The 25,716-nt window shown below is 63.3% G+C and carries 31 protein-coding genes and 1 pseudogene; 24 read left to right on the forward strand and 8 right to left on the reverse strand.

The genetic code is table 11. The features are described from left to right. Positions 1-33 precede the first annotated feature (33 nt). From SMD10_RS17835 to SMD10_RS17855, 5 genes are read right to left on the reverse strand one after another with little or no spacing between them, the layout of a single operon-like run. Positions 34-747, reverse strand: a complete 714-nt coding sequence (locus SMD10_RS17835) for a GcrA family cell cycle regulator (RefSeq protein WP_331687090.1) — start codon at positions 745-747, stop codon at positions 34-36. Next, positions 744-944: a hypothetical protein gene (locus SMD10_RS17840; RefSeq protein ID WP_331687091.1), complete on the reverse strand. Its 201-nt coding sequence runs from the start codon at positions 942-944 to the stop codon at positions 744-746. The genes SMD10_RS17835 and SMD10_RS17840 overlap by 4 nt, the downstream gene beginning before the upstream one ends. Then, on the reverse strand, positions 941-2,791 hold the full coding sequence (locus tag SMD10_RS17845; protein ID WP_331687120.1) for a DNA cytosine methyltransferase: 1,851 nt from the start codon (positions 2,789-2,791) through the stop codon (positions 941-943). The genes SMD10_RS17840 and SMD10_RS17845 overlap by 4 nt, the downstream gene beginning before the upstream one ends. 53 nt (positions 2,792-2,844) lie before the next feature. After that, positions 2,845-3,312: a hypothetical protein gene (locus SMD10_RS17850; RefSeq protein ID WP_331687092.1), complete on the reverse strand. Its 468-nt coding sequence runs from the start codon at positions 3,310-3,312 to the stop codon at positions 2,845-2,847. Between the two features lie 51 nt (positions 3,313-3,363). After that, positions 3,364-4,023, reverse strand: a complete 660-nt coding sequence (locus SMD10_RS17855) for a hypothetical protein (protein ID WP_331687093.1) — start codon at positions 4,021-4,023, stop codon at positions 3,364-3,366. Positions 4,024-4,207: 184 nt separating this feature from the next. Here SMD10_RS17855 and SMD10_RS17860 point away from each other — a divergent pair, with 184 nt between their 5' ends. From SMD10_RS17860 to tcmP, 3 genes are all read left to right on the forward strand, one after another. Further along, positions 4,208-5,512 carry an XRE family transcriptional regulator gene (locus tag SMD10_RS17860; RefSeq protein ID WP_331687094.1) on the forward strand — a complete coding sequence of 435 codons (1,305 nt, stop codon included), beginning with the start codon at positions 4,208-4,210 and terminating at the stop codon, positions 5,510-5,512. 432 nt (positions 5,513-5,944) lie between these two features. Then, a complete protein-coding gene (locus SMD10_RS17865) occupies positions 5,945-6,307 on the forward strand; it encodes a hypothetical protein (protein WP_331687095.1) in 363 nt (120 codons plus the stop codon). A gap of 88 nt (positions 6,308-6,395) precedes the next feature. Then, positions 6,396-7,274, forward strand: coding sequence for a three-Cys-motif partner protein TcmP (gene tcmP, locus SMD10_RS17870; protein ID WP_331687096.1), 879 nt, complete (start codon positions 6,396-6,398; stop codon positions 7,272-7,274). Here tcmP and SMD10_RS17875 read toward each other — a convergent pair. Together SMD10_RS17875 and SMD10_RS17880 are read right to left on the reverse strand one after the other, a co-directional pair. Then, a complete protein-coding gene (locus SMD10_RS17875; RefSeq protein ID WP_331687097.1) occupies positions 7,264-8,019 on the reverse strand; it encodes a DUF5131 family protein in 756 nt (251 codons plus the stop codon). The genes tcmP and SMD10_RS17875 overlap by 11 nt on opposite strands. A 117-nt stretch (positions 8,020-8,136) precedes the next feature. Then, positions 8,137-8,517: a GIY-YIG nuclease family protein gene (locus SMD10_RS17880; RefSeq protein ID WP_331687098.1), complete on the reverse strand. Its 381-nt coding sequence runs from the start codon at positions 8,515-8,517 to the stop codon at positions 8,137-8,139. 702 nt (positions 8,518-9,219) lie between these two features. Here SMD10_RS17880 and SMD10_RS17885 point away from each other — a divergent pair. From SMD10_RS17885 to SMD10_RS17985, 21 genes are all read left to right on the forward strand, one after another. After that, on the forward strand, positions 9,220-9,603 hold the full coding sequence (locus SMD10_RS17885; protein ID WP_331687099.1) for a hypothetical protein: 384 nt from the start codon (positions 9,220-9,222) through the stop codon (positions 9,601-9,603). Then, entirely contained in the window at positions 9,603-9,854 is a 252-nt protein-coding gene (locus SMD10_RS17890) for a hypothetical protein (RefSeq protein ID WP_331687100.1), read from the forward strand. The genes SMD10_RS17885 and SMD10_RS17890 overlap by 1 nt, the downstream gene beginning before the upstream one ends. A 7-nt stretch (positions 9,855-9,861) precedes the next feature. Next, on the forward strand, positions 9,862-10,302 hold the full coding sequence (locus tag SMD10_RS17895) for a helix-turn-helix domain-containing protein (RefSeq protein ID WP_432757265.1): 441 nt from the start codon (positions 9,862-9,864) through the stop codon (positions 10,300-10,302). A gap of 55 nt (positions 10,303-10,357) precedes the next feature. Beyond that, positions 10,358-10,516, forward strand: a complete 159-nt coding sequence (locus SMD10_RS17900; protein WP_331687101.1) for a hypothetical protein — start codon at positions 10,358-10,360, stop codon at positions 10,514-10,516. Next, positions 10,513-10,953, forward strand: coding sequence for a hypothetical protein (locus SMD10_RS17905; RefSeq protein ID WP_331687102.1), 441 nt, complete (start codon positions 10,513-10,515; stop codon positions 10,951-10,953). The genes SMD10_RS17900 and SMD10_RS17905 overlap by 4 nt, the downstream gene beginning before the upstream one ends. Beyond that, on the forward strand, positions 10,953-11,114 hold the full coding sequence (locus SMD10_RS17910; RefSeq protein ID WP_331687103.1) for a hypothetical protein: 162 nt from the start codon (positions 10,953-10,955) through the stop codon (positions 11,112-11,114). The genes SMD10_RS17905 and SMD10_RS17910 overlap by 1 nt, the downstream gene beginning before the upstream one ends. Further along, positions 11,111-11,347 carry a hypothetical protein gene (locus SMD10_RS17915; RefSeq protein WP_331687104.1) on the forward strand — a complete coding sequence of 79 codons (237 nt, stop codon included), beginning with the start codon at positions 11,111-11,113 and terminating at the stop codon, positions 11,345-11,347. Before SMD10_RS17910 ends, SMD10_RS17915 begins: the two co-directional genes overlap by 4 nt. Next, a complete protein-coding gene (locus SMD10_RS17920) occupies positions 11,344-11,619 on the forward strand; it encodes a hypothetical protein (RefSeq protein ID WP_331687105.1) in 276 nt (91 codons plus the stop codon). Before SMD10_RS17915 ends, SMD10_RS17920 begins: the two co-directional genes overlap by 4 nt. Next, positions 11,616-12,578: a PD-(D/E)XK nuclease-like domain-containing protein gene (locus tag SMD10_RS17925; protein WP_331687106.1), complete on the forward strand. Its 963-nt coding sequence runs from the start codon at positions 11,616-11,618 to the stop codon at positions 12,576-12,578. Before SMD10_RS17920 ends, SMD10_RS17925 begins: the two co-directional genes overlap by 4 nt. A gap of 541 nt (positions 12,579-13,119) precedes the next feature. Continuing rightward, complete coding sequence (locus tag SMD10_RS17930) at positions 13,120-14,454, forward strand: recombinase family protein (protein WP_331687107.1); 1,335 nt, start codon at positions 13,120-13,122, stop codon at positions 14,452-14,454. Further along, complete coding sequence (locus tag SMD10_RS17935; RefSeq protein ID WP_331687108.1) at positions 14,447-15,643, forward strand: ParB/RepB/Spo0J family partition protein; 1,197 nt, start codon at positions 14,447-14,449, stop codon at positions 15,641-15,643. The genes SMD10_RS17930 and SMD10_RS17935 overlap by 8 nt, the downstream gene beginning before the upstream one ends. A 196-nt stretch (positions 15,644-15,839) precedes the next feature. After that, positions 15,840-16,226: a DUF968 domain-containing protein gene (locus SMD10_RS17940; protein WP_331687122.1), complete on the forward strand. Its 387-nt coding sequence runs from the start codon at positions 15,840-15,842 to the stop codon at positions 16,224-16,226. Next, the gene (locus SMD10_RS17945; protein ID WP_331687109.1) at positions 16,223-16,558 is read left to right on the forward strand and encodes a hypothetical protein; all 336 of its coding nucleotides are present in this window, start codon (positions 16,223-16,225) and stop codon (positions 16,556-16,558) included. Before SMD10_RS17940 ends, SMD10_RS17945 begins: the two co-directional genes overlap by 4 nt. A 181-nt stretch (positions 16,559-16,739) precedes the next feature. Further along, positions 16,740-17,783 (forward strand): tyrosine-type recombinase/integrase, encoded by a 1,044-nt coding sequence (locus SMD10_RS17950; protein WP_331687110.1) that lies wholly within the window; start codon positions 16,740-16,742, stop codon positions 17,781-17,783. Positions 17,784-18,226: 443 nt separating this feature from the next. After that, positions 18,227-18,952, forward strand: a complete 726-nt coding sequence (locus SMD10_RS17955) for a DUF4129 domain-containing protein (RefSeq protein WP_331687111.1) — start codon at positions 18,227-18,229, stop codon at positions 18,950-18,952. Beyond that, on the forward strand, positions 18,949-20,337 hold the full coding sequence (locus SMD10_RS17960; protein ID WP_331687112.1) for a hypothetical protein: 1,389 nt from the start codon (positions 18,949-18,951) through the stop codon (positions 20,335-20,337). Before SMD10_RS17955 ends, SMD10_RS17960 begins: the two co-directional genes overlap by 4 nt. Next, entirely contained in the window at positions 20,291-21,247 is a 957-nt protein-coding gene (locus SMD10_RS17965; protein WP_331687113.1) for an AAA family ATPase, read from the forward strand. Before SMD10_RS17960 ends, SMD10_RS17965 begins: the two co-directional genes overlap by 47 nt. Next, positions 21,247-22,560, forward strand: coding sequence for a DUF58 domain-containing protein (locus SMD10_RS17970; RefSeq protein ID WP_331687114.1), 1,314 nt, complete (start codon positions 21,247-21,249; stop codon positions 22,558-22,560). The genes SMD10_RS17965 and SMD10_RS17970 overlap by 1 nt, the downstream gene beginning before the upstream one ends. Further along, positions 22,557-23,621: a stage II sporulation protein M gene (locus SMD10_RS17975; RefSeq protein WP_331687115.1), complete on the forward strand. Its 1,065-nt coding sequence runs from the start codon at positions 22,557-22,559 to the stop codon at positions 23,619-23,621. The genes SMD10_RS17970 and SMD10_RS17975 overlap by 4 nt, the downstream gene beginning before the upstream one ends. Then, the gene (locus SMD10_RS17980) at positions 23,596-24,534 is read left to right on the forward strand and encodes an RDD family protein (RefSeq protein ID WP_331687116.1); all 939 of its coding nucleotides are present in this window, start codon (positions 23,596-23,598) and stop codon (positions 24,532-24,534) included. The genes SMD10_RS17975 and SMD10_RS17980 overlap by 26 nt, the downstream gene beginning before the upstream one ends. Positions 24,535-24,669: 135 nt before the next feature. Then, positions 24,670-25,470, forward strand: coding sequence for a hypothetical protein (locus SMD10_RS17985; RefSeq protein WP_331687117.1), 801 nt, complete (start codon positions 24,670-24,672; stop codon positions 25,468-25,470). A 95-nt stretch (positions 25,471-25,565) separates the two neighbouring features. On the opposite strand, the pseudogene SMD10_RS17990 reads toward SMD10_RS17985, so the two are convergent. Continuing rightward, positions 25,566-25,716, reverse strand: a pseudogene (locus tag SMD10_RS17990) (IS630 family transposase); the annotation flags it as partial.

Here is a 25,716-nt window from a genome sequence, read left to right on the forward strand (position 1 = left end):
GGCTCTAGGCGCTCCTGTTGCTCGTGGTGGTGATCAAGCCGCCCTCTTGGCGGCACGGATGGCGTCTCGCTCGCCCCGAGTGCCCTCGCCCTCCGAAAGGCGTTGATGGACGGCGCAATATGAGAGCTTCGGAGACGCGACGCGGCAGCCGCAGAAGCGGGTGAAGGTCTCCGCCATGGGATCACCCTCGCCCACCGGCCAATGGCACTGGAAAGCACCGATCTCCCAAAGGAGAACGGGTTCGCTGCCCGGCAGCGGCTTGAACGCATCAGCGGTCGCGACAGCAGCGGGCAATGGTTCTTCCGGCCGCGGCCTCGGTTGAGGTGCCGGCTTCGGCTGCGGCCTCATCGGTACGACTTGGGCGGACTTACGAGGCGACTTGCTCGCGGTCTTCGTCTTGCTGCCCTTGCCGCGCTTCGGAAACATCTCCCGGCGCTTCGCAGCGATGCCGCTGATCTGATTGGGCGTCATGCCGAGCGCGTCGCCGATGGCGCGAGCGCTCTTGCCTTCGACCCACATCTTCGCGGCTTGGCGAATAACGTCCTCGCCGCCCGCGTATTCCGTCTCCGGCTTAGGCTGGCCGCGTTTCGGAAAGAGCCGCCGGTTCCGCGCCATGATGGCGAGCGTGCCCGACCTGGACCGTCCCAATGTCCTTCCGATCTCTTCCCCTGAGTGTCCATCGGCCCACATCTCGGCCGCTCGGCGGATCTCTTCCTCGGTCCAAGGTTCGCCTGACGAGCGCGTCATGCCGTCCTCCTGATGTTGGGGCTGCGATGGTTGGTGCGGACGGCTGGGTAGACCCTGCCCTCGACGTTGGCCTGGGCGTCATGGTCCTTGCCGGTGACGATGCGGACCGCGCGCTCGACGACATCCCGCGCCGGTACGCCGACGTGGATGAAGGGCTCGACGGAGTCCGTGTTGTTGGCGGGCTTGGGGATGGTCACTCTGCGGCCTCCCGAAACTCAACAGGAAGCGAACTCGCCTCGGGCGCCGCGTCAGCCATGATGGCTCGAACGCATGCCTTCATCTTCGCGACGGAGACGGCGTTGCCGATCTGCTTGATCTGATCGGTCTTGGTGCCGGCGAATTCGTAGCTGACCTCAGTCGTGTTAAAGCCCATCGCCGCCGCTAGTTCGTGTGGCTCCAACATCCGAAAGAGGATGTCGAACTTCGGCCCGGGCTCGACGAGATCGACGTGTCCGCTCGCGGCAATGGTCGGCAAAGGATTGTCGAGGCCATGCTTACGTGGCGCCTGATCCTGACGCTCGCCGTGCTGTGCCGTGATGAAGGCGAGTTCGCCGCGGTTGGCGCCGGTGATGGTCGGCAGGCCTTCCGTCTCAATGTCACGGGCGCGATGGCCGCCGGCACCATGGGTGACCGGTACGATCATGCCGAACCGGCCCTTCGCCGTGACGGTAGGCAATGGCTCATCAGTCGACGTGCACGTCTCGCCAGAGCCTGAGCCGTAATAAGGTGAGATCAGCGCATGCGCGCCGCCCGCTCCGCCGGTCGTCGCCGTCGGCAGCGGGGCGCTGACTGGACGCGGCGAACCGCCAGAGGCTTGAGACAGCACGAATGGCTCGACGACGCCGAAGTTGCCTCCCCCGGCATGGATGGTGCCAAGCGGCTCGTCGACGCTCCGGCATCGGCGGGTATGAGGGGCGACCTCGTCGGCGCCGACGCCGTGTGCAGCAGAGAGAACGAACGGCTCAACCAGCATCGGCCGGGCGCAACCCTCGCGCTTGTCAGATCCAGCGCCGCCGGTGGTGATCGTCGGCAATGGATCGTTTGCAGGGCGCGCCGCTCCGCTATTGTGCTGCGACAGCACCATCGGTTCGGCCAGCCAGACGCCCCCCTTGGTGTCGAGTGTGGGAATGGGCGACCCGGAAACCGGGAGAGGTTGGTTGCCCTTCCGTCCGTTCATGATGACGGGCTCGGCAATGCCGATGTGCGTTCCGTTCGCCGCGATGGTCGGAAGAGGCATATCGATCCCTTGCGCAGCCATGTGATTGCGCAGGATGACGATGAAGGGATCGGGCCAGTTCAGCTTGACGGCGCCGGCATAGATCCGCGCCAGGGTCTTCGGCGCCAGCGGCTTCTTACGGCTGAAGATGGACCGGCCCTTGATCGACCAGTCGATCACCTCGCGCGCCGGGCGCCACGGCTGCATGCCGCCGAACATGTCGGCGCTGCCGCGGCGGCGGTGTGTCGGCATCGGCCAGGAGACTTTCCGACCGTCCGACCGGCCCATCAGGATGAAGCGCGAGCGCGTGGTAGCGTCGCCATAGTCGGCAGCGTTCAGCTTCCGCCATTCCAGGTCGAAACCGAGCCGCTTCAGCGTCTCTATCCAGGCGTGGAAATACTCGCCCTTGCGGGACTTCACCGGCTTGCCGGTTCGCCGGTCGACCGGACCCCAGCCGATGAACTCCCAGACGTTTTCAATGATGATCCGCTTGACGCGAAGCTCGGTCAGCCATGTGACGATGTGCCAGGGATCGGAGCGCTGCTGGTCGCTGGTCGGCTTGCCGCCCCGCGCCACTGAATGATGTGTGCACGTCGGCGACGCCATCAGCAGATCGAGATAACCTTCCGGCACCAGGAGGTGCGGACGCACCGTCGCGATGTCTTGGACGTAGTGGCGCGCCTCGGGATGGTTGAGCCGGTGCGTGTCGATCGCCGTGGGCCAGTGATTGACGCAGACCAGCTCCATATCGAGGCCGAGTTCGTCGAGCGCTCGCTTGGCTCCGGTCGAAGATCCGCCGGCGCCGCAGAGAAGGTCGGCGACAAGCATCTTGCGTCGCTTCTTCGCCGGGATCGGCATCGCCAAATCGAACGGATGCGCGTTCACCGGCCCGCCTCGCTCTTGGCGCGGGCCGCCTCGATCAGCCGATTGACGTCGGCAATCACCGTCCGTCCCTCGGCCTCAATGCAGTTGAACTCGCGCGGCGTGATCTGATCATCGGCATCGGCCACCAGGACCGTCTGCAGGGCCTTCCCGCTTGCCGCCGCCACGCTACCCACCAGGGAGCAGATCGGCATGTCGGGATGGGAGACCTCGTCGCGCTGCAGCGTGTAGCCGCAGAGTGTCGCCAGGGCTTCCAGCATGACCGGATAGCCGGCGGCTGCGTCGATCTTCGGAAACAGCTCGGCTGGGAGTCGGTCGCCGTATTGGTCAGAGCGCCATTTCGAGACCTGCCCGTCGGTCGAGGCCAACAGCACGGCCACATCGGCCACAGTCCCGATCATCGGAATGGCCCGATGGAAGGCCCGCTTGATGACCTTCAGTTCATGGGAGATGGATCGGTCCAGCATGGCGATGTTCTCGAAAGGTTCGCTGTTCGCTTTTCGATGACGGCTTGCTGATCAGCCGGCACACTCGGCGCCATGGAAGACGACGCTGAAGACGGACTGATGAGCATCGGAGAGGCTGTGAGGCTTCTCCTGATGGAGCTTGGAATTGAGGCCGGCCCCGCGCTGGAGGAGGATGCAGCGGGACCGGCGGATGACGCCGGCAGTGGGGAAAGCAGCGTCATCATCGGCGCCGGAGAGGTGAGCGGCACCGAAGGAAATGGACGGGCGACGGGGAGTGATGCGGCGGGCCCCGTCGCCCTGCCAGCCTTGCCGTGGACCCAACGCAAGACTGGACCTCAGAATGGGTGCACCGAAGCGAGGTCCGCCGAACGCCGAACCTTGCCCGACGTTTTCGCCCCGGTGCTGTCGCGCTTGGGAGGTCGCGCGAATGAGATTGGATGCTGTCACGCACTCGCGCGGTTGCGGCGCGAGATGCTGGCGAAACTGGTCGAGGCGGGCCTCGTCCGTGGGACGGAAAGCAGTGCCCCACCACCACGGTTCTTGGGTCGGTCCATCAATGAACTCGACCGGCGGGTTAACAATCTCGACGACCCGCAAGTGGACGGTACCAGCGCGAGAAAGGCGAACGTCTCTGATTGTGTAGACGTGCCCTCGCTCCGGGCGGGTGACGCCCCAATGGGCGCACCACTTATCCCAGAACCCTTCCGGCATCGGAGTCCCGTTGCATCCGACGCACACGACCCGCTGCCCGACGTGGAAGTCCCAGCTCACCGCCCTGCCCTCCGCTGCCAGCGATTAAGCAGCGCGCGGACAATCCGATCGAGCGCGGCGCAAGAGCAGAGCACCGCCATGCCGAGAGAGATCGCAGCAGGAACGGTCATGCCGCTGCTCCCGTGTGGGCGAAAGCAGCATCGGCACGCAGTCGATCAACGCTGAGAAAGTCGCCGGGCTGGACGTCGATGCCTTTGGACTTCGCATCATCGAGAATTTTCGCGGCATCCATCGGCGGGATGAACCCACCCGTTCCGCCTCGCTCGCGCGAATACATCCAGCGGTAGACCCGCGAGATGTGCTTCCCGGTTATACCGGAGACGACTTCAGGTCCGCCCATACGGGCGATCACGGCTTTCGCGGGGTCGAGATGCTGAGTGCTCATAGACCGGATATTTGCGAATTTCGCGATATTGGTCAAGAGAAAATTTGCGATATTCGCGATGGAGATTTTTGCGCAATTCGCGAAAGTGCGCGCATGGACGATCCGCAGCACGACTTCAAGGAATGGCTAGCCAAGAAGGTTTCGCCTCATGGCGAGGCGACACGGCTATCGGAAGCGACCGGAATTAGCCGAGACAAGATCACCCGTTCGAAGGAACTTGTGTCGACTGACATCAAGAAACGGCGTTCCGTTCCCCTCAACGAGATCCGGGAGATAGCGCGATACTACCGTGAACTTCCGCCAGGTTTTGAAGGCATGGACTGGCTCGATGACCTACTGACAGACCGTGTGCCCTCAACTCAGGCCGTCCGCACCGGCGTGGCGATCCGGCAGGCTAGGCGTCAGCGCGGCTATGTCATCAAGCAGGTCGCCGATGCCCTCGAAACACAATCACCTGTCATAGGCGACTGGGAAGCTGGTCGTTCGACCCCATCGCCCGAGCAATTTGCCCAACTCGCGGGCTTTTTAGGTGTTGATCCCCAAGCCTTGAGCTACGGGGAGCCCGTTCCTGTTCGCGACGAGCTTCTAGGCGATGCTCAGTTTATTTCGGACCGCGAACCCCTACCATCGGGCCCCCGCGACGTGGAAAAGCTCGGCGTGGTGGCGGCCGGGAACGGCGAAGATGGCGACTTCGAATTCAACGGAGAGATCGCGGAACTTGTCCAGCGCCCGCGCGGTCTCACGGGGCGGCCCGGCGTCTTCGCGCTCGAGATCATCAGCGACAGCATGTATCCTGCCTATAGGAAGTCCGACATCGTCTTTTGCGATCGGGCAGAGCCTCAGGTCGGCGATGACGTGGTTATCGAGACCTTCCCCGAAGACGGCGCGAAGGTCGGTAAGGCCTTCGTTAAACGGCTCGTGAAACGGACACCTTCCACGCTGGTGGTGGAGCAGTTCACCCCCCCAAAAGAGCTGACATTCGACCCGTACGCGATCAAGCACCTTTGGCGCGTCGTTCCGAATAGAGAACTTCACGGCTATTGACCAGGAACGCCTCAGCGCGGAGACGATCAGCTTCCGCAGCGAATGCTGCCTGAACAGCTACATTGCGCCCCGGAAGTCCCTCTTCGCGGCAGCCGGCGCAGGTTAGCCGAGACGACACGTCTGATAGTTTCGTCTCTCCCGTAATCCCAAATCGCCGAAGTTCCCGGGGCCGCCGTATACGAGTTCGTCCGCAATCCGCGCATTCGATCGTCAGCGAAACCACTTGCGAAACAACCGCTTCTTTGCCCGGGAAGGCCATCAATCCACTCCAATAAACTCACCGATGTTCCGCATCTGTTCCTATAGATTCCAGAACCACGCCCACGAGTCGAGACGGAATTTCGATTGCAGTGCAAATTGCGGGTTGCGGGAATGACTCGCCCTTGGCGTGCGTCTGTGATTGTGTGTTCGGGGGAATTCAGGAGGGGATCTATGAACCGAATCGCCGCCGCTCTGGTGCCGCTGGTGCTGCTCGCCGGTTGCGCCATAACCGTTCCGGTTGCCGTAATCTCAGGAAATGGGGACGTCATGAGAGGAACGGCGACAGCTTCCATGTCGGGGGGCTCTTTCTCCGTCGCTGGGAACCTGGACGGAAAAGAGACAACTTGCTCCGGCAATTACAATTCTTGGGACACGTCGCTGACCATCTCGATGCCAGTCCTATGCTCCGATGGTCGGAAGGGCATCGTGATTGCGACGCGAGATGCATCGGGACTTTCCGGCTCCGGCCGTGTGCGACTTACGGATGGCACGGAAGGCGATTTCATCTTCGGGCAGTCGGCGGCGTCATTCTGAAGACTGACGCCGGGGTGGGGCTGTGCGGACGATGGTAGGGACGAGATGACAGCCGGAGGAACGATGTGACTGAGGGAGTATCCTGAATTTGTCAGAACTGCAGGATCATGAGTTCGGAAACGTCTCGACCGACCTAAAGCTCTCACTCGTCGAAGGATATCTCCAAGCTTTCACCACGGCTTTGCGCAATAGGTTCGACGAGCTTTGGTACGTCGATGCATTCGCCGGCACCGGGGAACGAACCGTAAAGACCGCCGGCGTACCCGCCGGGCTGCTTCCTGACCAAGCAGAAATGGTCGAACGTCGACGGGGCTCAGCTCGAATTGCCATCGAAACAGAGCCACGATTCGACAGACTCGTCTTCATGGACAAGAAGCGCAAGCACTGCCTCGCGCTGAAGGATCTTGCAGCAGAACATCCGAGTCGTCGCATCGATATAGTCCGTGCTGACGCAAACGCTGCAATCCTTGAGGAACTCCGATCTTGTCAGTGGCTCGGCAAAAGAGCCGTGATGTTTCTTGACCCGTACGGCATGAGCCTGCACTGGTCTACTCTCGTCGAAATCCAGAAAACTGAAGCAATCGACGTCTGGTACCTCGTTTCATTGGCCGGGATTTTTCGCCAAGCAACACGAGCACACCGCAGTATCAGCGCTGACAAACGGGCGGCACTAAATCGGATGCTAGGAACAGGCCAATGGGAAAGCGCTTGGTATGCTCCGCGCCATCTTGAGGCGGATCTGTTTGGTCATATAGATGAAACCATAGTCAGGACCGCCGACGTGGAGGCGATGGAGCGCTTCGTCGCGGCACGGCTCAAATCGGTATTTCCTGCTATTGTTGGGCCTAAACGGCTACGCAATGCTCAGAACGTGCCCATGTTTTCGCTGTTTCTTGCGATTTCAAATCCCAATTCCAAGGCTATCGGCCTAGCTACGCGCATCGGAAATCACATTCTCAAAGCATAACGTGGCCGGGCATCTCATCGTAGGTTCGCCCGTTAAGCATTCTACCTGCCTCCTTTTTATTGCGGCCACCCCACTGCTTGAAGAAAAACGCCGCTCCTGACCGACGGCAAAGACTTTCGATTTCATCGACCCACGCAGGGTCCATGTATCGAGCTTTGGGTCCAGATTCCCCTCCGACGATCGCCCAATGGATGTCTAGAAGGTTCGCCCCGGCCACCGTCCCGATCAAAGGCTCAAACGAGATGAAGCGCACGGCCGCAGGCACCCGGCGTAGATCATCAATCCGTCCAAGAACTCGGCCATCTTCCACACTTGTTCCCAGCCACACGTTCGGCAGAAGCTGGAAATCTTCCGATCGCAGAACATCGGCCATTCGACCTGGTCGCTTGGTGAGGATCTGATAGGTGTGGCGCGGTGTGGCGCGCATCACCGACCAGACTTCCGATATGAACTCCACAGGTACATCTTCGTGGAACAGATCGGACATGGAGTTCACGAAAACCATCTGCGGCTTTGACCATGTCATCGGTATGCGGAGCGAACCGTGATCGAGACGAACTTGGCCGGTCCAAACCTTTCGCCTACCGCTCGTGCGCGTCAGCCCGCGGTATTTTTCTTGCCCCATTGCCTCAAGGCGAGCTGCCATCCGCATGGCATAGCAGTTGGTGCAGCCAGCGGTGACGATCGTGCAGCCAGCAACAGGATTCCAGGTCTTGTCAGTCCACTCAATCGAGGTCTCTGCCATAGGCCTATGTTCCTAATCCGTTCTCATGACTAAAGATAGGCAGGCTTGCTTGACGGAGGCTGGACGCGAGAATTCAGTGTCTTGCCTGAACACACCTCTCCCAATCAAGACGGTCCTTCAGCCCGCCGGCACTCGGGAAGCGATGTTGAAGAGTTTGGCGCCGCGCGACGTGAGCCGGTCGATCCAGACCGCCTCGGCGATGTCCCACTGAGCGTTCTCCTGCAGCACGGTCATTAGCGGAAGGTCGCCCGTCGTGCTGCAGTCGAGAAGGTATCGCTGCAGCGGCGTGAGACGTTGGCGGCGGTTTTGTGCCTTGATCGCGGCTTTCAGGTGATTCCATAGCCTCGTTTCGAGACTGGTCCGCGTCTGACCGACGTAGACCTGAGATCCGTCCAGCACGTCGACCAGGCAGTAGACCGTGCATCGCTTTTTCAGATCGCGCTTGAGCGATTTGTCCTTCCGATGCCGCTGTCTGTTCGACAATCCCTGAAATGCCAACCCGATTGCTCCTGCCTGTTCATCGGCTACACCTCGGACCCTTTCCGCCTTGAAGGATGGGCACGGCCGCCGCCTTCAAGCCCCTGACGATGGGGAGGCCTTCCGGCCCGCGTACTTGGCTTCCCTTGCCCTCTTGCGAGAGCCCGAGGCGTTGTCCCCACCTCGCCGCTGGCAGATTTTCTCGGCCCTGCCACGATCAGGTCGGGCGGGTTGTCATCCCGCTGACGCGCCTGGTCGCGATCGACCGCCGGGGGTTGCCCGATCCTTCAAGGCCGCTCGTCCTATGGGTCACGGTTCCGAGCGATTTGTTTTTTCCGCCGATTCGGGGCAGCGGCACCCGTCAGTCCATCATCACCGTCGTGATCCGGGTGCGCGGGGCATGTCCTGAAAAGACCGCGCAGCTTCAGGCCTCAACCCTCGATCGTGCGGCGGGAACCTCCGCGCAGACCCGCAAGATTTCGAGAATTTTGACTCGCCGGACACTAGGGCTTGTGTTTTATGACCCCGTAAGATAACCGAGAAGCAGTTCAATCCTTCTCGACTTGTCCAGCGGCTCGGCTCCCATCACGGGGACCGGGCCGTTTCTTTATGCGTCGGCCCCAAACCCTTCGCAAGATTATTTTGCGATTTTCGCGATTTCCTGCTTGCAGTTTTTCGCGATATTCGCAAATATAGCTCCATCAACACCGATGGAGCGCAGCGATGACCGGCACCGACACCCTCCGCATTCGCACCGAAGCCGCAAAGGCTATTGAGACAATCAAGGGCATCGTCAAAACCTGCCAGCACCTCGATCCGGGGTGCGACCACCTCAACCTGTTCCGCCGGCAGGCCAACCTTCGCCGGATGAATGACGAGCTGGTTTCTGCCTTCGTCGATGTGCAGGAAGCGATTGGCTTGGCCGGGGCTGACGAAGGTCCGGGCGCCCATCGCAATGAGCTTCTGGACCGGCATGTCGATGCCTTTGACGACGTGTTCGCGGCAGCGTGGCAACACGTCGAGAACGTCGCCTTGGCCGAAGACGAGCCCGAGGCGAGCCACGCCGATCGTGCCTATCAACAGGCGCAAGAAAGGCGGGTGGCGTGATGGGCACCCTGCGCAATCGCAAATTCTGGATGGTTTGGAACCCGAGCGGTCGGGCGCCGACCTACAAGCACGAGACAAAAGCGTCTGCCGAGACGGAAGCGATGCGTCTGGCTGAAGTCTCTCCCGGTGACCGGTTTTTCGTTCTCAAGGCCGTCTCTGGCTTCGTCTGCACGGTCAGCGATCCAACCCCAATCAAGCTGGTGAAGACGTCCGACGACGAGCCGGCTCAAGACGGCGACATCCCGTTCTGACGCTCCGGTGACGGGCTTCGGCCCGCCATCCGAACGCCAGAGGAAGAAAACCATGCATCAGCAACAGCCGAAAATCCCCATGCCCGCCGACGTCGATATCGGCGCCCGTATTCGCTCACGCCGCACGGCTCTCGGAATGAGCCAGGAGAAGCTTGGCGACGCCTGCGGCATCACGTTCCAGCAGATCCAGAAATACGAGAAGGGCACGAACCGCGTCGGCGGCTCTCGGATCGTGCAGATCGCGGCCGCGCTGCAATGCTCGCCGTCCGACTTGATCGTTGGCAGCGATACCGAACCCGTGCCGTTCTTTCCGGCCGAGGTCCTGCGGCTGGCGCAGCGCCTTGCCGTGCTGGAGCCGGAGCGGCGACGGACGATCACCAAGAGCCTCAGCGACATCATGACGGCGATTGAAGCCGCTGCCACCAACACGAACCGAGAAGCTGCCTGACGCTCTCCCCATGGCCTTCGGGCCATGCAGCGAACGCCAGATGGAGACCGCTCCCATGAACGCCATCGACACCAAGATCACGGCGCTTTTCGACAAGCAGGCCGCGTCTTGCGCCCGACATGCCCGGCTGATGGGCTATCTCGGCACCCTGTTCGGCTTTGCCGCCGGCAATGCGATGTGGCTCGCTATCGCCCGTTGGAGCGGGTGGCTGTGATGGCGAGGATCTATGTTGCCAGTTCTTGGCGAAATCCACACCAGCCGTCTGTCGTCGAAGTGCTTCGGCAGGATGGTCACGCTGTCTACGACTTTCGCGCCCCGTTCAACGGAGTGCCGGGCTTCGCTTGGTCCGAAATCGATCCCGAATGGCAAGGCTGGTCAGCAGAGCGGTATCGCGACCTGTTGACCACGCATCCGATTGCGGCACGCGGGTTCGTCAGCGATCTGCGCGGGATGCAATGGGCCGATACCTGCGTCCTCGTCCTCCCATGCGGACGCTCGGCGCATCTCGAGGCCGGATGGTTTTGCGGTCAGGGCAAGCGCTGCATCATTCTGACCAGAGACGGCGAAGAGCCAGAGCTTATGGCGCTTCTGGCAACCGACATCTGCATCTCGGTCGAAGAGGTTCTGAGCGCCTTGAAGAGGGCGGACTGATGCCCGTCTTCCGCTGCCACCTCGCCCCGCGCGACGGCGAGCCTCAGCCGCCGTGCATCGTCACCGCTCCGACACCGCAGGCCGCCCGGCAGGAGGCAGCCAAGCGCCATCCAGGCGAGGCCATCCGCAAGGTCAAGCTCGACAGGGAGAGCAAGTCATGACCGGCCGCATCCTCCCTGCCCTGACCTCCAGCTTTGATCCGGACGCATTGGACGACGGCGTCGACCGCGCGACGGCGATCCACGCCGGAGCCCGCAATCAGTTCATCCGCTTCGTCCGCATCAACGGCGAACAGAGATGGGAGCGCCTGTCCGATCGCCGCCGACAGGCATGGATCGACGATTTCGAGGCCGGTCTCGACGCGGCTCTCGCAACTGGATGGAGACCTCAATGAGCGCTCCGATCATCCGCACCTATTCGAGCGCAGACGCTCCCGATGACGTTCGCTGGACGGCATTCATCATGGAGCCGGTGTCTCTCGTTGATGCCGACCGAAAGCCCACTGGCAAGCGCTCTGAGCGACCCCTGCCGATCTTCTGGATGGCGAGAACCGAGGAAGGCGCCCGCGGCCGCGCCGCCGACTGGTGGCAGGGCGAGCAGGACCGGAAGGAAGCGGCCATGGCGGCCCGTGAGGCGCGCGCCAAGAGCAGGAGGACAGCAGCATGATCGCAGAGCGCGCCTGGGATGGCGAGACCATCACCGAGCCCGGGGTCTACCGCGGCATTCCGCTGGCGACCTATCACGACAAGCCAGACTTGTTCGACCGGCCCTCAGTGTCGAAGAGCGCCTTGAAATGGCTGCTGCCGTCGCACGGCGGCTCGCCCAAGGCGTTCTGGGGCCGGTGGTCGTTCAATCGAATGCGGATCGAACCGGAGCCGTCGAAAGCGCTGGATTTCGGCAAGGCGACGCACGCCCTGCTTCTCGGCGACGAGGATTTCTCGACGGCCTATGCCGTCCATCCCTCCGAGTATCCGAACGAAAAGCCGAGGAAGGGTGAAGGCCCGACGAAGGCTTGGAACTGGAACGCAGGCTTCTGCCAGGAATGGCGAGAGCGCCAGGGCAAGAGGACGATCATTTCGCCCGACCAGTTCAATCGCATCCGGGCCATTCGTGACGACGCCGCGCGCTATCCGCTGGTTCAGCAAGGCATCCTGAACGGCCGCGTCGAAAGGACGATGGTCTACCGCGATCCCGAGACGAACGTCATCGTCAAGGTGCGCCCCGACGTCATACCTCATGCGGATGGGATCTACAGCGACCTCAAGACCGCATCGAAGTTCAGCGAGGACTTCCTGGAGCGCCAGGCGTTCGACTGCCTGTACTACCTCCAGGGAGCGATGGTCCGCATGGCCTGTCGCGAGCTTGGTCTGCCGTTTGAGACCTTCGTCCTTCTCTATGTGCTGAACGACGACGTGCCGGACACTGCGCATGTCGAACTATCCGAGCATGAGCTTGATCGCGGCGAACGCGAAATCCGCTGGGCACTGAAGACGATCCGCCAATGCCTCGACGCTGGCGAATGGCCCGGCGCGCGTCCGTTCCGCGCCGGTGAGCAACACCTTCAGCTCAAACCGTTCCACAAGACGAAGATCGACGAGTTCCTGGAACTCGAGGAGGTTGCGTGACCCTTTGCACGGAGCCGTTCGTCGGCACAATGCATCCGCTGGTGAGGAATTTGTCCGGCAAGCGTTTTGGGCGCCTCACAGCGCTTTATTACTGCGGGAAACAGTCTAGCAACGGCGGTCGGCCTACGGCGATCTGGGCATGCCGCTGCGACTGCGGCAGTACGCTTGGAGTTCGCTCGGTCGGGCTCACGTCCGGCAATACTCGGTCCTGCGGCTGCATCAAACGAGAGCACCCTGGAGGAGCACCTAAGCACGGGTTGACGAATACCCCGGAATACCGGGCGTGGAAATCACTTCGTCAGAGGTGCCTCAACCCGGAGAGCCCCGCCTACAAGTGGTACGGCGCGCGCGGAATTGCCGTCTGCGACCGTTGGCGCGACAGCTTCGAAGATTTTCTTTTCGATATGGGCCCCCGTCCATCTCAGCACCACAGCATCGATCGTATCGACAACGACGGAAACTACGAACCGTCGAACTGCCGGTGGGCGACTGCAAGCCAGCAGAATAGTAACCGCCGCAATCCGGGCCGCAGGAGAGCAAAATGAGCAACGCAGTCGCCAACCTTCCCGATCGGCCCCGTCGCGAGCTCGCGCAGACCGAAGATGTCGTGCCGATCCTCGACACCGCCAAGTTTGAGCACATGCAGCGCGTCGCTCACGTGATGGCGTCGACCTCCATGATCCCCGATGCGCTCTGCAAGGAAAAGGTCGACGGTCAATTAGTCTATCTTCCCATGGAACAGATCAGGGCAAACTGCTTCTTGGTCGTCAACCAGTCAGTACGCTGGGGTATGGACCCATTCGCGGTCGCGCAGTGCGTTTCCCTCGTGCACGGGAAGCTCTGCTACGAGGGAAAGCTCGTCTCTGCCGTGCTCGACGCCAAGCTCGGATTGAAGCTGCATCACCACATGGTTGGCGACGCCGGGAGCGACGGCCGCCGCATCTATCTCAGCGACAGGCCCTTCGATACGGAAATTTCGGTTGTCACCGAGGGGCGAGTTGAAAAAGGGCCGCTGTCGAATTTCTTGACGCCCGGCTTCCGCAACCCAGCGGTCCGCATTTTTGACGGATCTGTTGGCGAATGGAAGACGACGGGCAGCGGTACGCCCTGGACGCCGAAGAACTACGATCGAATGCTGGTTTACCGTGGGACCCGCGACTGGTGCCGCATTTATGAACCCGCGATTATGCTCGGCGTCTACACGCCCGACGAAATGTTGGACCTGTCGGAGAACATGCGCGCGAACCGGGCGCGCGATGTCACCGGGAACCGCCCCGCCCTCTCCGATCGCTTGTCCGCCGCCAAGGCCCAGCAAAAACCCACAGACGCGCGCGAGGGCTTCGACCGCTCATTCATCGACGGAGAGCTTCGAGGCGACGTCGACGCATCCTCAGACCAAGACGAGCGCAATTCAGATGAAGCCGCCGGCGCGGTGCCGGACGGCGCGGAGACCGGGTCTGACACCGGCTCGGTCTCCGCAGAGCAGACGAACCTTGGAACCCACTCCCAAGAGTCCGTCGATAGCTCCCAAGGTTCGCAGGAAGTGGACATCGATCCGGCCGACGAGCGCGACGATCCAACCATCTCCGAAGCCGACCGCGTGAAGCTCGGTCGATATGCCCACGACCTGTTCGGGCTGGCGGCTGGCGAGGCCGATCCTGGCATTCGCAAAGACCGCATCGGCAAGGCGCACACGCGGTGGCGCGAAGACATCGCAGCCTTGCCGGAAGAGGCTCGCGAGATGGCGGCGGCGATCCTGAAATCCGCCCAGGCCGTGAACCGTGGAGACACGAGCGTCGAGAGCGCGGCGGGCTTCCACGCCGACATGCTCGGATTGCCGGCGGCCGACCTCACGCCGGGGGTCCGCCATGACTGAGCGCCACGGCATCAAAGCTATCGCCCTCGGCCGGTCAGATGTATTCCGGCTCGACCCGCGCCACCTGCACGTCAAGGAAGGCTGGAACAGCCGAGAGGTCGATTTCGACCCAACGGATCCGGAAGACCTGTCGCTCGCCCATTCAATCGCCGAGGTGGGCGTCAAGGAGCCGCTGACGATCGTCTGGGAAGACGGCAAGGCGTTCGTCACCAACGGACATCGGCGACGCGGTGCGACTCTCCATGCGATCGATGTGCTGGGCGCCGAGATCAAATCGGTGCCAGCGCAGACCGAGGATCGCTATTCCAGCGAGGCCGATCGCGTTCTCAGCCAGATCGTGCGGAACAGCGGCAAGCCGCTGACCCCATTCGAACAGAGCAAGGTCTTCAAGCGGCTGATCGACTTTGGCTGGTCCGAAAAGGAGATCGCCGCCAAGGTCGGACGAAGCGAAGGATGGGTTCGGCAACTGCTCGAGCTTCAGGCGGCCCCCGAAGAGGTCAAGAGCCTCGTGCGGACGAACCAGGTCTCAGCAACGCTGGCCGCCAAGGTCACGCGCGAGGCCGGTCCCGCGGCTGCCGAAAGGCTGGCCAAGGCAGTCGAGACCGCGAAGGCCGCTGGCAAGAAGCGCGCAACGGCGAAGCATGTCGAGCCACAGGCAAAGGCGGAACCGGCGCAAGAGCCGGTGGGCTACCTCTACGATGTGCTGTGCCACGACGGTTCGTGGATGACCGACTTTGAGTATGGCAATTGTCCCATCCCGCCGTTGGGCGGGGATATCCGCAATGTTCGCGGGGTCTACGCCCTCCCGCCAGACACCGCGGCAAAGATCGCCCGCGCCCGCGCCGACGAGCGCCAGCGCATCGCCCGGCAGATCGAAGAAGAGGCGGACGTCACGCCCTGCCAGGAAGACGCGAACGTGACGCGCGGGCTGGCGACGTTGGTGCGTGCTGGTTTCTCATACGATGACGCTGAACGGCTGGAGACCGACGCCGAAGCACAAGCGGCAGAGATCGCCACGCTACGGGCGGAGAACGAACGGATGCGGGCAGCACTGGACCCGTTCAACCTGATCGCTGATCGCCTCTTCGTGACCGGGGCCAAAAGCTCGGATGAGATCGAGATCAGCGGCGAAGAGTTGTTTCAGGCGCTGATGGCCGTCCGCGCCGCACTCGGCAAGGGAGGCGAGTGATGGCCTGGTCTTGCGACGAACTCGATCCAAAGCACTGCCGCAATCCGCATGGATGCCACTGCAAAGAGATCGAGCATCTGTTGGCGCGGATCGCGCGTGTCGAGCGAAACCGTGACATGTGGAAAGGGCAGTGCGAGTTGCAAGCTAAGCAGCTTACGCGCCTTCGCACAGCCCTTCCGGCGAGCGAGGCGTGACCATGGCCTTCATGATCGTCCGCCCAGAGACGGCCTTCGCCCTGGACCCTTCGGACAAGTCGCAGCGGCGCATCCGGGACGAGCAGCACCTCGCCTTCATCCGGTCCCTGCCCTCGATCATCAGCGGCTTATACGGATGCGAAGCGGCCCACGTTCGCTATGGGGATCCTCGGTATCGAAAGAAGCGCACCGGCCGCGGCCAGAAGCCTGACGACTGCTGGTGCGTCCCGCTCACCCCCGAGGAGCATCGGGACCAGCATGCTGAGAACGAGGCGCTGTGGTGGGTCAAGCAGGGCATCGATCCGCTGGCGATCGCCCAACGACTCTACGCTGTCTCAGGCGACGAGGAATCGTCCACAACGATCATTCTGGAGGCGAGGAAGAGATGAGCGACACTCCGCCGCTGAGAGGGCGCAGCTCGCAATTCGTGGAAGGGTACCGGTGCGCAATGAAGCGCGCCATCACTTGGCTGCACCGTCGGGCCGAGGCGATGGGCGATCCGCACGCGCGAGACGTCCTGCACTCAGCCGCGACCAACCTGGGCTGGGATGACTTGCAGCCAAGCAACCTGCACACTTCAGACGGAGCCGACCTTGCCCTCTTACAGCGCTACGCCGACTGCTTTCGGCTTATCGGTGGGACGAATGCCCGCAACGTGATCGATGATGCGGTCGCCGAGCTCAAGCGTCGGCGCGCGCAGGATGAGCAGCGGGAAGACTGATGACCGGCTTCATTCCCCCCGACTGGCGCACGCCGGAACAAGTGTCGGAGGAGATCGCTGCCCGTGGTGGCGAAGTCTCCGCACGAACCATCCGTGAGCGGGCGCGGCAACTCGGCGCCTATCGCCAACTCGGCCGACAGATGTTTATCTCTCGGGAAGACTTCGAGAGGATCACGACGCCATGCTCAAGCCCGTCCGACGTCCCAACTCCCCGTACTACATCGCGCGGGGCACGATCGACGGTCGTCGGATTGAGCGAAGCACGGGCGAAACTCGCAAAGGCAAGGCGGAACAGCGCTGCGCCGAAATAGAGGCCGAAGAGCGGGCCAAGAAGCCGCTTATGGTTGCCTGGCCGGACATGCCACTGTCCCATGCCTTGAGCGCCTATCTCGATGCCGGCCACGACACGCGCTTTCTGACGAAGATCCTCGACCACTTCGGAGAAACGACGCTCGGCGCGATCGACAATGCTGCGATGGCCCGCGCCGCGGCCGCGATCTATCCGGGGCGTCAACCGGCCACCGTTCGTCGCCAACTCTATGTCCCGGTCAACGCCATCATCAATTTCGTCCGCGACGAGAAGCTTCGCGCCCCCAAGGGTGGCGGCGCCCGGACCTACTTCGTCATGCCGAGCCTCGCTGACGAGATCATTCAGGCCTCCACGACCCAGCCCAGCCAGTGGCTTCCCGCGCTCATCACGTTCCTATTTGGCCAGGGCACACGTGCCGGCGAGACCTTTGCGATCGATGCCCGCGATGACCTGAGCCTCGACGGTCATTGGGTCGTGCTTCGCGACACCAAGAACGGCCAAGAGCGCCGCGTCACGCTCCAGCACCGTGTCGTTGCCGCGCTATCCATCCTGCCGAATATCGGCAAGCCAGGTCCCCTCTTCCGCCGTTTCGACGGGCAGCCGTTCACTGAGAGAACCGGACGCGGCGGACAGGTCCGCACAGCTTTTGCGAGGGCGGTGACTGAGGCCGGCGCCGATCCGAAGATCATCACGCCCCACGTCTGCCGCCATAGCTGGGCCACCTGGTTCTACAGCCAGACCAAGGACACGCTTCGCCTCAAGGAGGAAGGAGGCTGGCTCTCAAACGAGCATCAGCGCTACGTCAAACTCGGCACGCCGGAGATCGGACAAGAGGCGTTGATCTGCGGTTGGGAATTTTCGGCGCTGGGGGAAAATCGGGGGAATGCGCTGCGGAAAACCGCGAAAGCCCTATAGAGTAGGCCTTTCAGAGAATGTCCATAGCCCTTAGCAGGGGAGCGCCTTCGACCACTCGGCCACCTCTCCGTTGGTTGCCAATAAAGATCGGACCTTGCGCTGGCAAGGGCACGATGGACAAAGTTGGCGTGATTTTTCCTGTTCTTGTCTCGATCGACAGCGGGCCATGGGGCTTATAGCCGGCTCGGACGAGCGTCCCAAAGCCGATCACGTCCGGCCGATCACGATCCTGGGCGTATCGACGTGAAACGCCATGGCCGATGCAAATTGGTGTCCGACGAGCCAACGCTTTGTTCGCGTATTTCTTTCCCCGAATCCGACCGGATGGCACCGGGCGTCCTCCCAATTTGATCGTAAACGCAGCCTGCCTTAGCGACTCCACGATTCAACCGAGTGCACTAGTTTGGCGTGTATTGTGCGGCGGACAGCGTGGTTGGAGTCGAATGGCGGGGCGGGACCGAACTCTGCGGACCAGGGGACGACTGGCCTGCGCGGCGATCGCGTTCGGCGTCTCGGCGACGATGCCGGCCTGGATCGATGTTCATGCGGCGCCGATCGACCCGCCCCGATCCGAATCGTCGAAGGCCTTTCTCGAAGCCGTCGCCGACGAAGACCTCCAGACCCCGATCCAATATCTTTCGAGCGATGCGCCATTGAACAGCGAGTCCACACCTTTGTCGATGGGCGGCATGGGACAGCCGACAGCGTCTGCACGGGCGACGGCCTGGATCGTGTTGGGTGTGCTGGCGGCCATCGCCGCCTTCGCGCTTTGGCGCGCCCGCGGCCGGCTCGGCGATCTTGCCGGACCGAAGACCCGCGCCTTGCCCAAGGCGCCGGGTCCGTCGGTTCCGTCGATCATGCATTCCGATATCGACCAGGATTTTCTCGCCCGGCTGCGCAGCGAGGCCGATCCGCGCGTCGGCCTCCGCCTGATTCTGCAGCGTTTTCTGGCGCTCGCGGCCAAGGACAATGCGCTCGTCCTCAAGCGCAGCCTGACCACGCGTGAATTGATGCGGCTTCTGCCCGAGAGCTGGGCGCACCGGCGGGCGCTGGAGACCTTGGCCCGCCGGACCGAACTCGTGGTGTTCGGCGGCCGCGAGATCAGCCGCGAAACCTACGAGGACTGTCTCGAGCTCGCCACGCCGTTCCTGAGGCGCACCTCGGCATGAGCGCGCCGGCCACCAACGACGCGGCCGCCGCCGAGGGCGGGCGTCGCGAGAGCGCGGCGCCCTTTCTGATCCTCGGCGTCGTCGTCCTGGCGATCGGTCTCCTGATCGTGCTCGGCCGCCGCGACACGATCGACCAAAGTGCCATCGGCTTCGATGGCCTCGGCATCTGGCTTAACGCCAATGACATCGAGACCGTGCCGTTCGAGCGCAAACTGGAGGGCGGCCAGACCGAGCCCGTCCTGCGGATCGTGCCGCTCTACGACAACGACATCTCCAGCGACGAGGACGAAGACGGATCGGACAGCCGGTTCGGGAGCCTGGCGCCGCGGCCGATGACCGCCGATGCTTTCAAGTCCAAGATCGACGCGTCGTGGACCTTGGTGGTCCTGCCTAAATGGCGCGGCGGCATCGTTTCGTCCGGTGTCGCTCACCCCGACCTGCTCATCCCCGAGGACCGGATCAAGTTCTACAATACCCATCCGGCGAAGCGCATCCCGCAGGAGGGCTTTGCCAGCTACGGTCTCTTCAACGAAGACACCGGCGAATGGCTGGATGGAAAAGCCGCTCTGTTCGCCCCCCAGGTCCTCGATGCCGGAGAGGATGAAGACTGCTATCCGCTGTTTTCCATCCCCGATGTCGGCACCGTTCTCGCCGAGTGCTATCTGATCACTCCGGGTGACGGGGAGATCGGCTTCATGCTGCTGTCCGATCCCGATCTTCTCGACAATCATGGACTGGCCAACGGCGACAACGCCGCTATCGCGGTGGAGATGATCGAGGATCTCGCGGAGGGTTCGCCCATTTTCATCGACACTACCCTGGGCGATGCGGCGCAGACCCAGGCCGATGCCGACGAACCGGCCGGTGCGGACCCGCACGAGCGCAGCCTTTCCGACATCGGGCGGTTCTTCTCCTATCCGTTCTCCTATTTCTGGATCGGCGTCGTCATCGTCACCGGACTGGCGCTCTGGCGCGGCAGCCGCCGCTTCGGCCGCGCCGAAACGGAAGATGCGGACCGGGCGAGCGACGCCTCCAAGCGCCGCACCATCGAGGCCTCGCGCCGTATCCTGCTGCTCAGCGGTGCCGAGGCCGAACTCATCGCCAGCTATGTGAACGCGCGGATGGACGCGCTGACGGCGGCTGTGCTGGGGCCCCGGCGACGCGCCGGCGAAAAGGCTGCCGACACCGATGCGCTGTCGCGCTTTCTCACGCGGCGCGCCCCGGACCTCGCCGCCCGTCTGGCCCAGGCGCACGGCGCAGTCACCCTTTCCCATGGCGCCGAAGCCGGCCGGCTCGGCGCGCTTGCCGCCTTGGAAGACGTCATCCAGGAGATATGGAATGAATTTGGACGAACTGCGCGCCCTGCGCGACAGAATCGCCGCTGAGATCGAGAAGGCCGTCCAGGGACAGGATGCCATCGTCGAGCTTCTGCTGGTGTCGCTCTTCGCGCGCGGCCACTGCCTGATCGAGGGTCCGCCGGGAACCGCCAAGACGCTGCTGGCGCAGAGCCTCGCGGCGGCTCTGTCGCTCGACTTCAACCGCATCCAGTTCACGCCGGACTTGATGCCGGGCGACGTGATCGGATCGAACATCTTCGACTTCAACTCGCATCGCTTCGAACTGGTGCGCGGTCCGATCTTCACCGACATCCTGCTGACCGACGAGATCAACCGCGCCCCGCCCAAGACCCAGGCCGCACTGCTGCAGGTCATGAACGAGCGCCGCGTGACGATCGACGGCACCGACCATGCGGTCGGCGACGTCTTCTTCGTCGTCGCGACGCAGAACCCGATCGAGCAGCAGGGCACCTATCCGCTTCCGGAAGCCCAGCTCGACCGCTTCCTGTTCAAGCTGGTGATCGACTTTCCGGACGAGGCGGCGGAATTTTCGATCCTCAGCCGGCACGCTCGCCAGCCGCTGGAGCACGACGCTCGCCGCGCCGCCATCGAGCCGGTCGCCGGGCTGGCCGAAATCCGGGCCGGTCAGGCGCTCATCGATTCGATCCATCTCGACGAGGCGATCCTGCGCTATGTGCTCGCGCTGGCGCGGGCGACGCGTACCGACATGGACATCGCCCACGGGGTTTCGACGCGCGCGGCCGACGCCCTTTGCGGAGCAGTGCGGGCGCGCGCCGCCCTCGATGGCCGCGACTATGCGATTCCTGACGACGTGAAGCTGTTGTTCGCCCCCACCATGGGTCACCGGATCGTGCTCAGCCCGACGGCCGAGATCGAGGGGCGCGACCCGTTCACGGTGTTGGCGGCCCTCATCGACCAGATCGAGGCGCCGCGCTGATGCGTCCTTCGCGGCGCCTGCTGCTGATGGCCAGCGCGATCGGCGTGCTGTCGCTTTTCGTGCTGGCCCTGCCCGACCTCCCGCCGGTTCTGATCCCGGCGGTGTGGGCGATCCTGGCCGTCGTTGCCGCCGCCGACGCGGTGACGATTCCGCCGGCCCGCTTGCAGAGCCTTTCCGTCTCGGCGCCAGGCGAGGTTTTCGTGGGCGAGACGGCGCCGATCGCCTTTCAGCTGATCCCCAGTGGTCCGCGGCGGCCGCGTGCAGCCGAGATCTCGGCGCGCCTCGCTTGGCCAGAAGGCCTCAAAGGCCCTGCCGATTTCCGCCTGCGCCCCGTCGCGGATCGGTTCTCGGCCGAGATCGAGGTTCGCGGGCGGCGGCGCGGCGACTGGCCGCTCGGCGCACTTTACGTTCTGCGCCGCGGCCGCCTCGGCCTCGTCGAGTCAGTGGCTCGAAACCGCTGCGAAGCGCATGTCAAAGTCGTCCCGAACGTGCGTTCGGTGACGTCGGGCGAGATCGATCTGCAGATCGCCAGCGGCACGTTCGGCGAGCGGGCGGCCGCCATGCGCGGCGAAGGATCGGAATTCCACCAGCTGCGCGAATTCGTGTACGGCATGGACCCGCGCACCATCGACTACAAGCGCAGCGCGCGCCATGGCGCGCTGGTGGCCCGCGAGATGCGCACCGAGCGCAACCACAACATCATCCTGGCGCTCGACAACGGTCATCTGATGCGCGAGCAGGTCCGGGGGCTGGCCAAGATCGATCACATGATCAATGCGGCCCTGGCGCTGGCCTGGGCCGGCATCCAGGGCGGCGATCTCGTCGGGCTCTACGCCTTCGATGCAAGGCCGCGGCTGTTTCTGCCGCCGAGCGGCGGACGCCCGACCTTCGCCCGGCTGCGCTCGCAGACGGCCGCCCTCTCCTACCGTTCGGTCGAGAGCAATCCGACACTGGCGATGACGCATCTCAGCCAGCGCCTGGCACGGCGCAGCCTCGTCGTGGTGTTTTCCGACTTCGTCGACACGACGACGGCCGAACTGCTGCTCGAAAACGTCCAGATGCTCAATCGCCACCATGTCGTGGTGTTCGTCAGTCTGCGTGATCCGCTTCTGGAGGACTACACTCGGCGCAGCGCGCGCGACCTTGCCGAGGTGGCCGAATCGGTCGCGGCGGCCGGTCTCTCGAGGGAGCGCCGACTGGTACTGGAACGGCTGATGCGGCTCGGCGTGTTCGTGATCGACACGGCGCCGGGCGGCCTCACCACCAGCCTCATCTCGGCCTATCTCACCATTCGCGCGCGGGAGCTGATATGACCAACGGCGTCGATCTTCTTCGATCCAGCCGCTTTCGCGCCGAGCGGGAGGCCGATTGGCGACGTTTGACCGGGCTCGTCGAGAGGGCGGAGCGCAGGGGCCTGTCGAGCCTCGGCTTTGCCGATGCGCGCGACCTGGTGCTGCTCTATCGCCAGGCCGCGAATTCCCTGTCGGTGGCTCGCGAGATCTCGCTCGATGCATCGGTGGTCGCGTTTCTGGAGAGCCTTTGCGCGCGCGCCTACCTTCTGGTCTACGCGCCGCGCCAGAGCCTTCGCGGCCTCGTCTGGCGGTTTCTGGCGCAGGAGGCGCCGCGCGCGGTTCGGCGCTCGGCGCTCGCCATTGCAGTCTCCTTTCTCGCGATGATCATCGGGGGCATCGCGGCCTACCTCCTGACGCTCGACGATCCCACCTGGTTCTACGCCTTCGTGCCCGGCGATCTGGCCGGGGGCCGGGGACCGGCCGCCAGCGCGGAAGCGCTGCGCCAGATGCTTTACGATCGGGACTTCGATGCGGTCGACCAATTGGGCGCATTTGCCACCTACCTGTTTTCCCACAACACCCAGGTGGTCCTGTTCTCCTTCGCTCTCGGCGTCGTCGTCTGCGTTCCAAGCGTCGTCCTCATCCTCTTCAACGGGGCGATCGTGGGAACCTTCCTTGCGGTGCATGCGCAAAAGGGCCTCGGGCTCGATGCCGTCGCCTGGCTGTCGATCCATGGTGTGACCGAGCTTTCGGCGATCGCCATCGGGACGGCCGGAGGATTGCTGCTCGGCCTCGCCGTCCTGTTTCCCGGCCAACGAACCCGTGCGGCGGCACTGCGCCATGCGGGACGGGACGCCGCCAAACTGGCACTGGTGGCGGCGCTGATGCTGGTCGCGGCGGGGCTTCTCGAAGGCTTTGCCCGAAGCCTGGTCACCAACCTGACGGCTCGCCTGGTGATCGGCTGGGGGCTGGGGCTCTGCTGGCTGGCCTGGTTCGTCTTCGTTGGTCGGGGCGAGACGTCCCCTTCGACGCTTCCGTCCTACGAGGAAGGCCGCGATGGCACGCTTTCTCCGATCCGCTGACGCCACGGCAGCGGCCGTGCGGCGCCCTCGCCCTTTCGGATCGCATCAGGGCAAGAGGCTTGTCCTGCTGCCGCCGGAAGGCGTGCCGCTCAGCCTGGAAATCGCCTGCACCAGCACCCGCATCGGTGCGCAACTCGTCGATCTGATCATCACGATCGTCGCCGGGATTGCGCTCTTCATGGCGATCGCCACCCTCAACTCCATGCATGTCGAGCGTGTGGGGGCGGTCGCCGCGCTGCTGTCTCTGCTGCTCGGAACACCGTACTACATCCTCTCGGAACTGATGATGAACGGGCGCACCCTGGGCAAGAAGGCGCTCGGCATCCGCGTCGTCTCGCGCGACGGCAAGGGGCTGTCGACCCATCAGGTCGTGGTGCGCAACCTGACCAAGGAGGTCGAGTTCTTCGTCCCGGTCTCGTTCCTGTCGGCGAGCAGCGAGGCGCCCGACTGGCTCGCCCTGGCGGTGCTGATCTGGACGGTGATCGTCATCGTCATTCCGATCCGCAGCAAAGCCAATCAGCGCCTCGGCGACATCGTTGCCGGCACCGCCGTCGTGGTGCAGCCGCGACCGGCCCTGCTGGCCGATATCGCGACGCAGGTGGAGGCCACCGCCAAGGAGCGGTTCGTCTTCACCAGCACCCAGCTCGATCTCTACGGCGCCTATGAGCTCCAGGTTCTGGAACAGCTTCTCCGCCGCCAGGGAAAAGCCGCCCACCAGAGCGACATGGCCGAGGTCGGCAGCCGGATTCGGGCGAAGATCGTCTACCCCGAACCCGTTGCGCCGGAGGAGGAAGCGGCCTTTCTTCAGAGCTTTTACGTGGCCCAGCGCAGCTACCTCGAACAGAAGAAGCTGCTCGGTGACTCTCGCGAAGACAAGTTTCATTCGATGGAGCCGCGCGCCAGCGACCCATGACCCACGCCGTAGCACGCCCGAACCCATGTCGAACTATGATCCTCATGGATCGGGACGACGACCCAACGATGCACACGGGCCCGTCGGGCATTGCCGCCCAGGAAAGCGGGCAGAACAAGAGGGAGTTCGAACCAGATGACCATTGCTGAGGACAGCTACGCCAAGCCTGCCTTCGGTGTCGGAAGCCGACTGAGTGAGACGTTTTCGATCTTTGGAAGCCGTTTCGGCGTCTTCGCGGCGATCTCGATCGTGATGGGCATCGTCGCCCAACTCGTCACCTACGGTCTCGCCCAGGTGCTTGGCACGGGAACCGTCGACGCTCAGCAGCTGGAGGGAGGGATCGAGGCGGAAGCCGCGTTGTTATCCAGCATCAACTGGATGACGGTCATCGTCCTGTTGCTCGTCCCACTGCTGATCTATGCGGTCATGACGGGTATGCTGGTTCTTGCCGCCTACGATGCCAAGACGGGACGCCCGGCCCACATTGGAATCTATGTCGGCGAAGGGTTGCGCCGGGTCGTCCCACTCGTCGTCGTCAGCCTGCTCTCCTATCTGGCGATCGGCATCGGTTTCGGTCTGCTGGTGGTTCCCGGCATCTGGCTGATCGGGGTGCTGTCCGTGGTCGTTCCGTCGATCATGGTCGATCGCAGCGGGTTCGGCGCATTCAGGCGCAGCAGCGCGCTGACCAAGGGATATCGCTGGCCGATCGTCGGCCTGGTTTTCGTGATCTACGTGATGATCTGGGCGATCAGCGCCGCTCTCGGGCTTGTGCTGGTCTACGTGCCGCCCATGCCTGTGGTGGCGAGCATCATCCAGGGCGCGATCGGCGGCCTCACCACGGCCTTTGGATCGATCGCCATCGCCGTCACCTACGCGCGCCTTCGCGAGATCAAGGAAGGTATCGGCTTCACGGACTTGGCCGCGGTCTTCGCCTGATTTTCGACACGACCATCGAGCCTGAGTTCGGCCGCCATTGTACCGGTGTCCGAGCTCACCCTTTCATCCGGACCAGCCGCTAGAGCGGGATGGGATTAGGTTGGACCATATCCTGAGTTGACGAGGTAGTTGGCGCATTCGTCTGACGAGATCGAAGCGAGAATCTGCGCGATGGCGTCGGAGACGGCTTGGTAGGTCCGTTCTCCAGCCTTGCGCAGCAGATGCTTGAGTTTGGCAAAGAGCTGC

It is taken from the genome of Consotaella aegiceratis (assembly GCF_036541425.1).
In the GTDB taxonomy this organism is placed as follows: domain Bacteria; phylum Pseudomonadota; class Alphaproteobacteria; order Rhizobiales; family Rhizobiaceae; genus Consotaella; species Consotaella aegiceratis.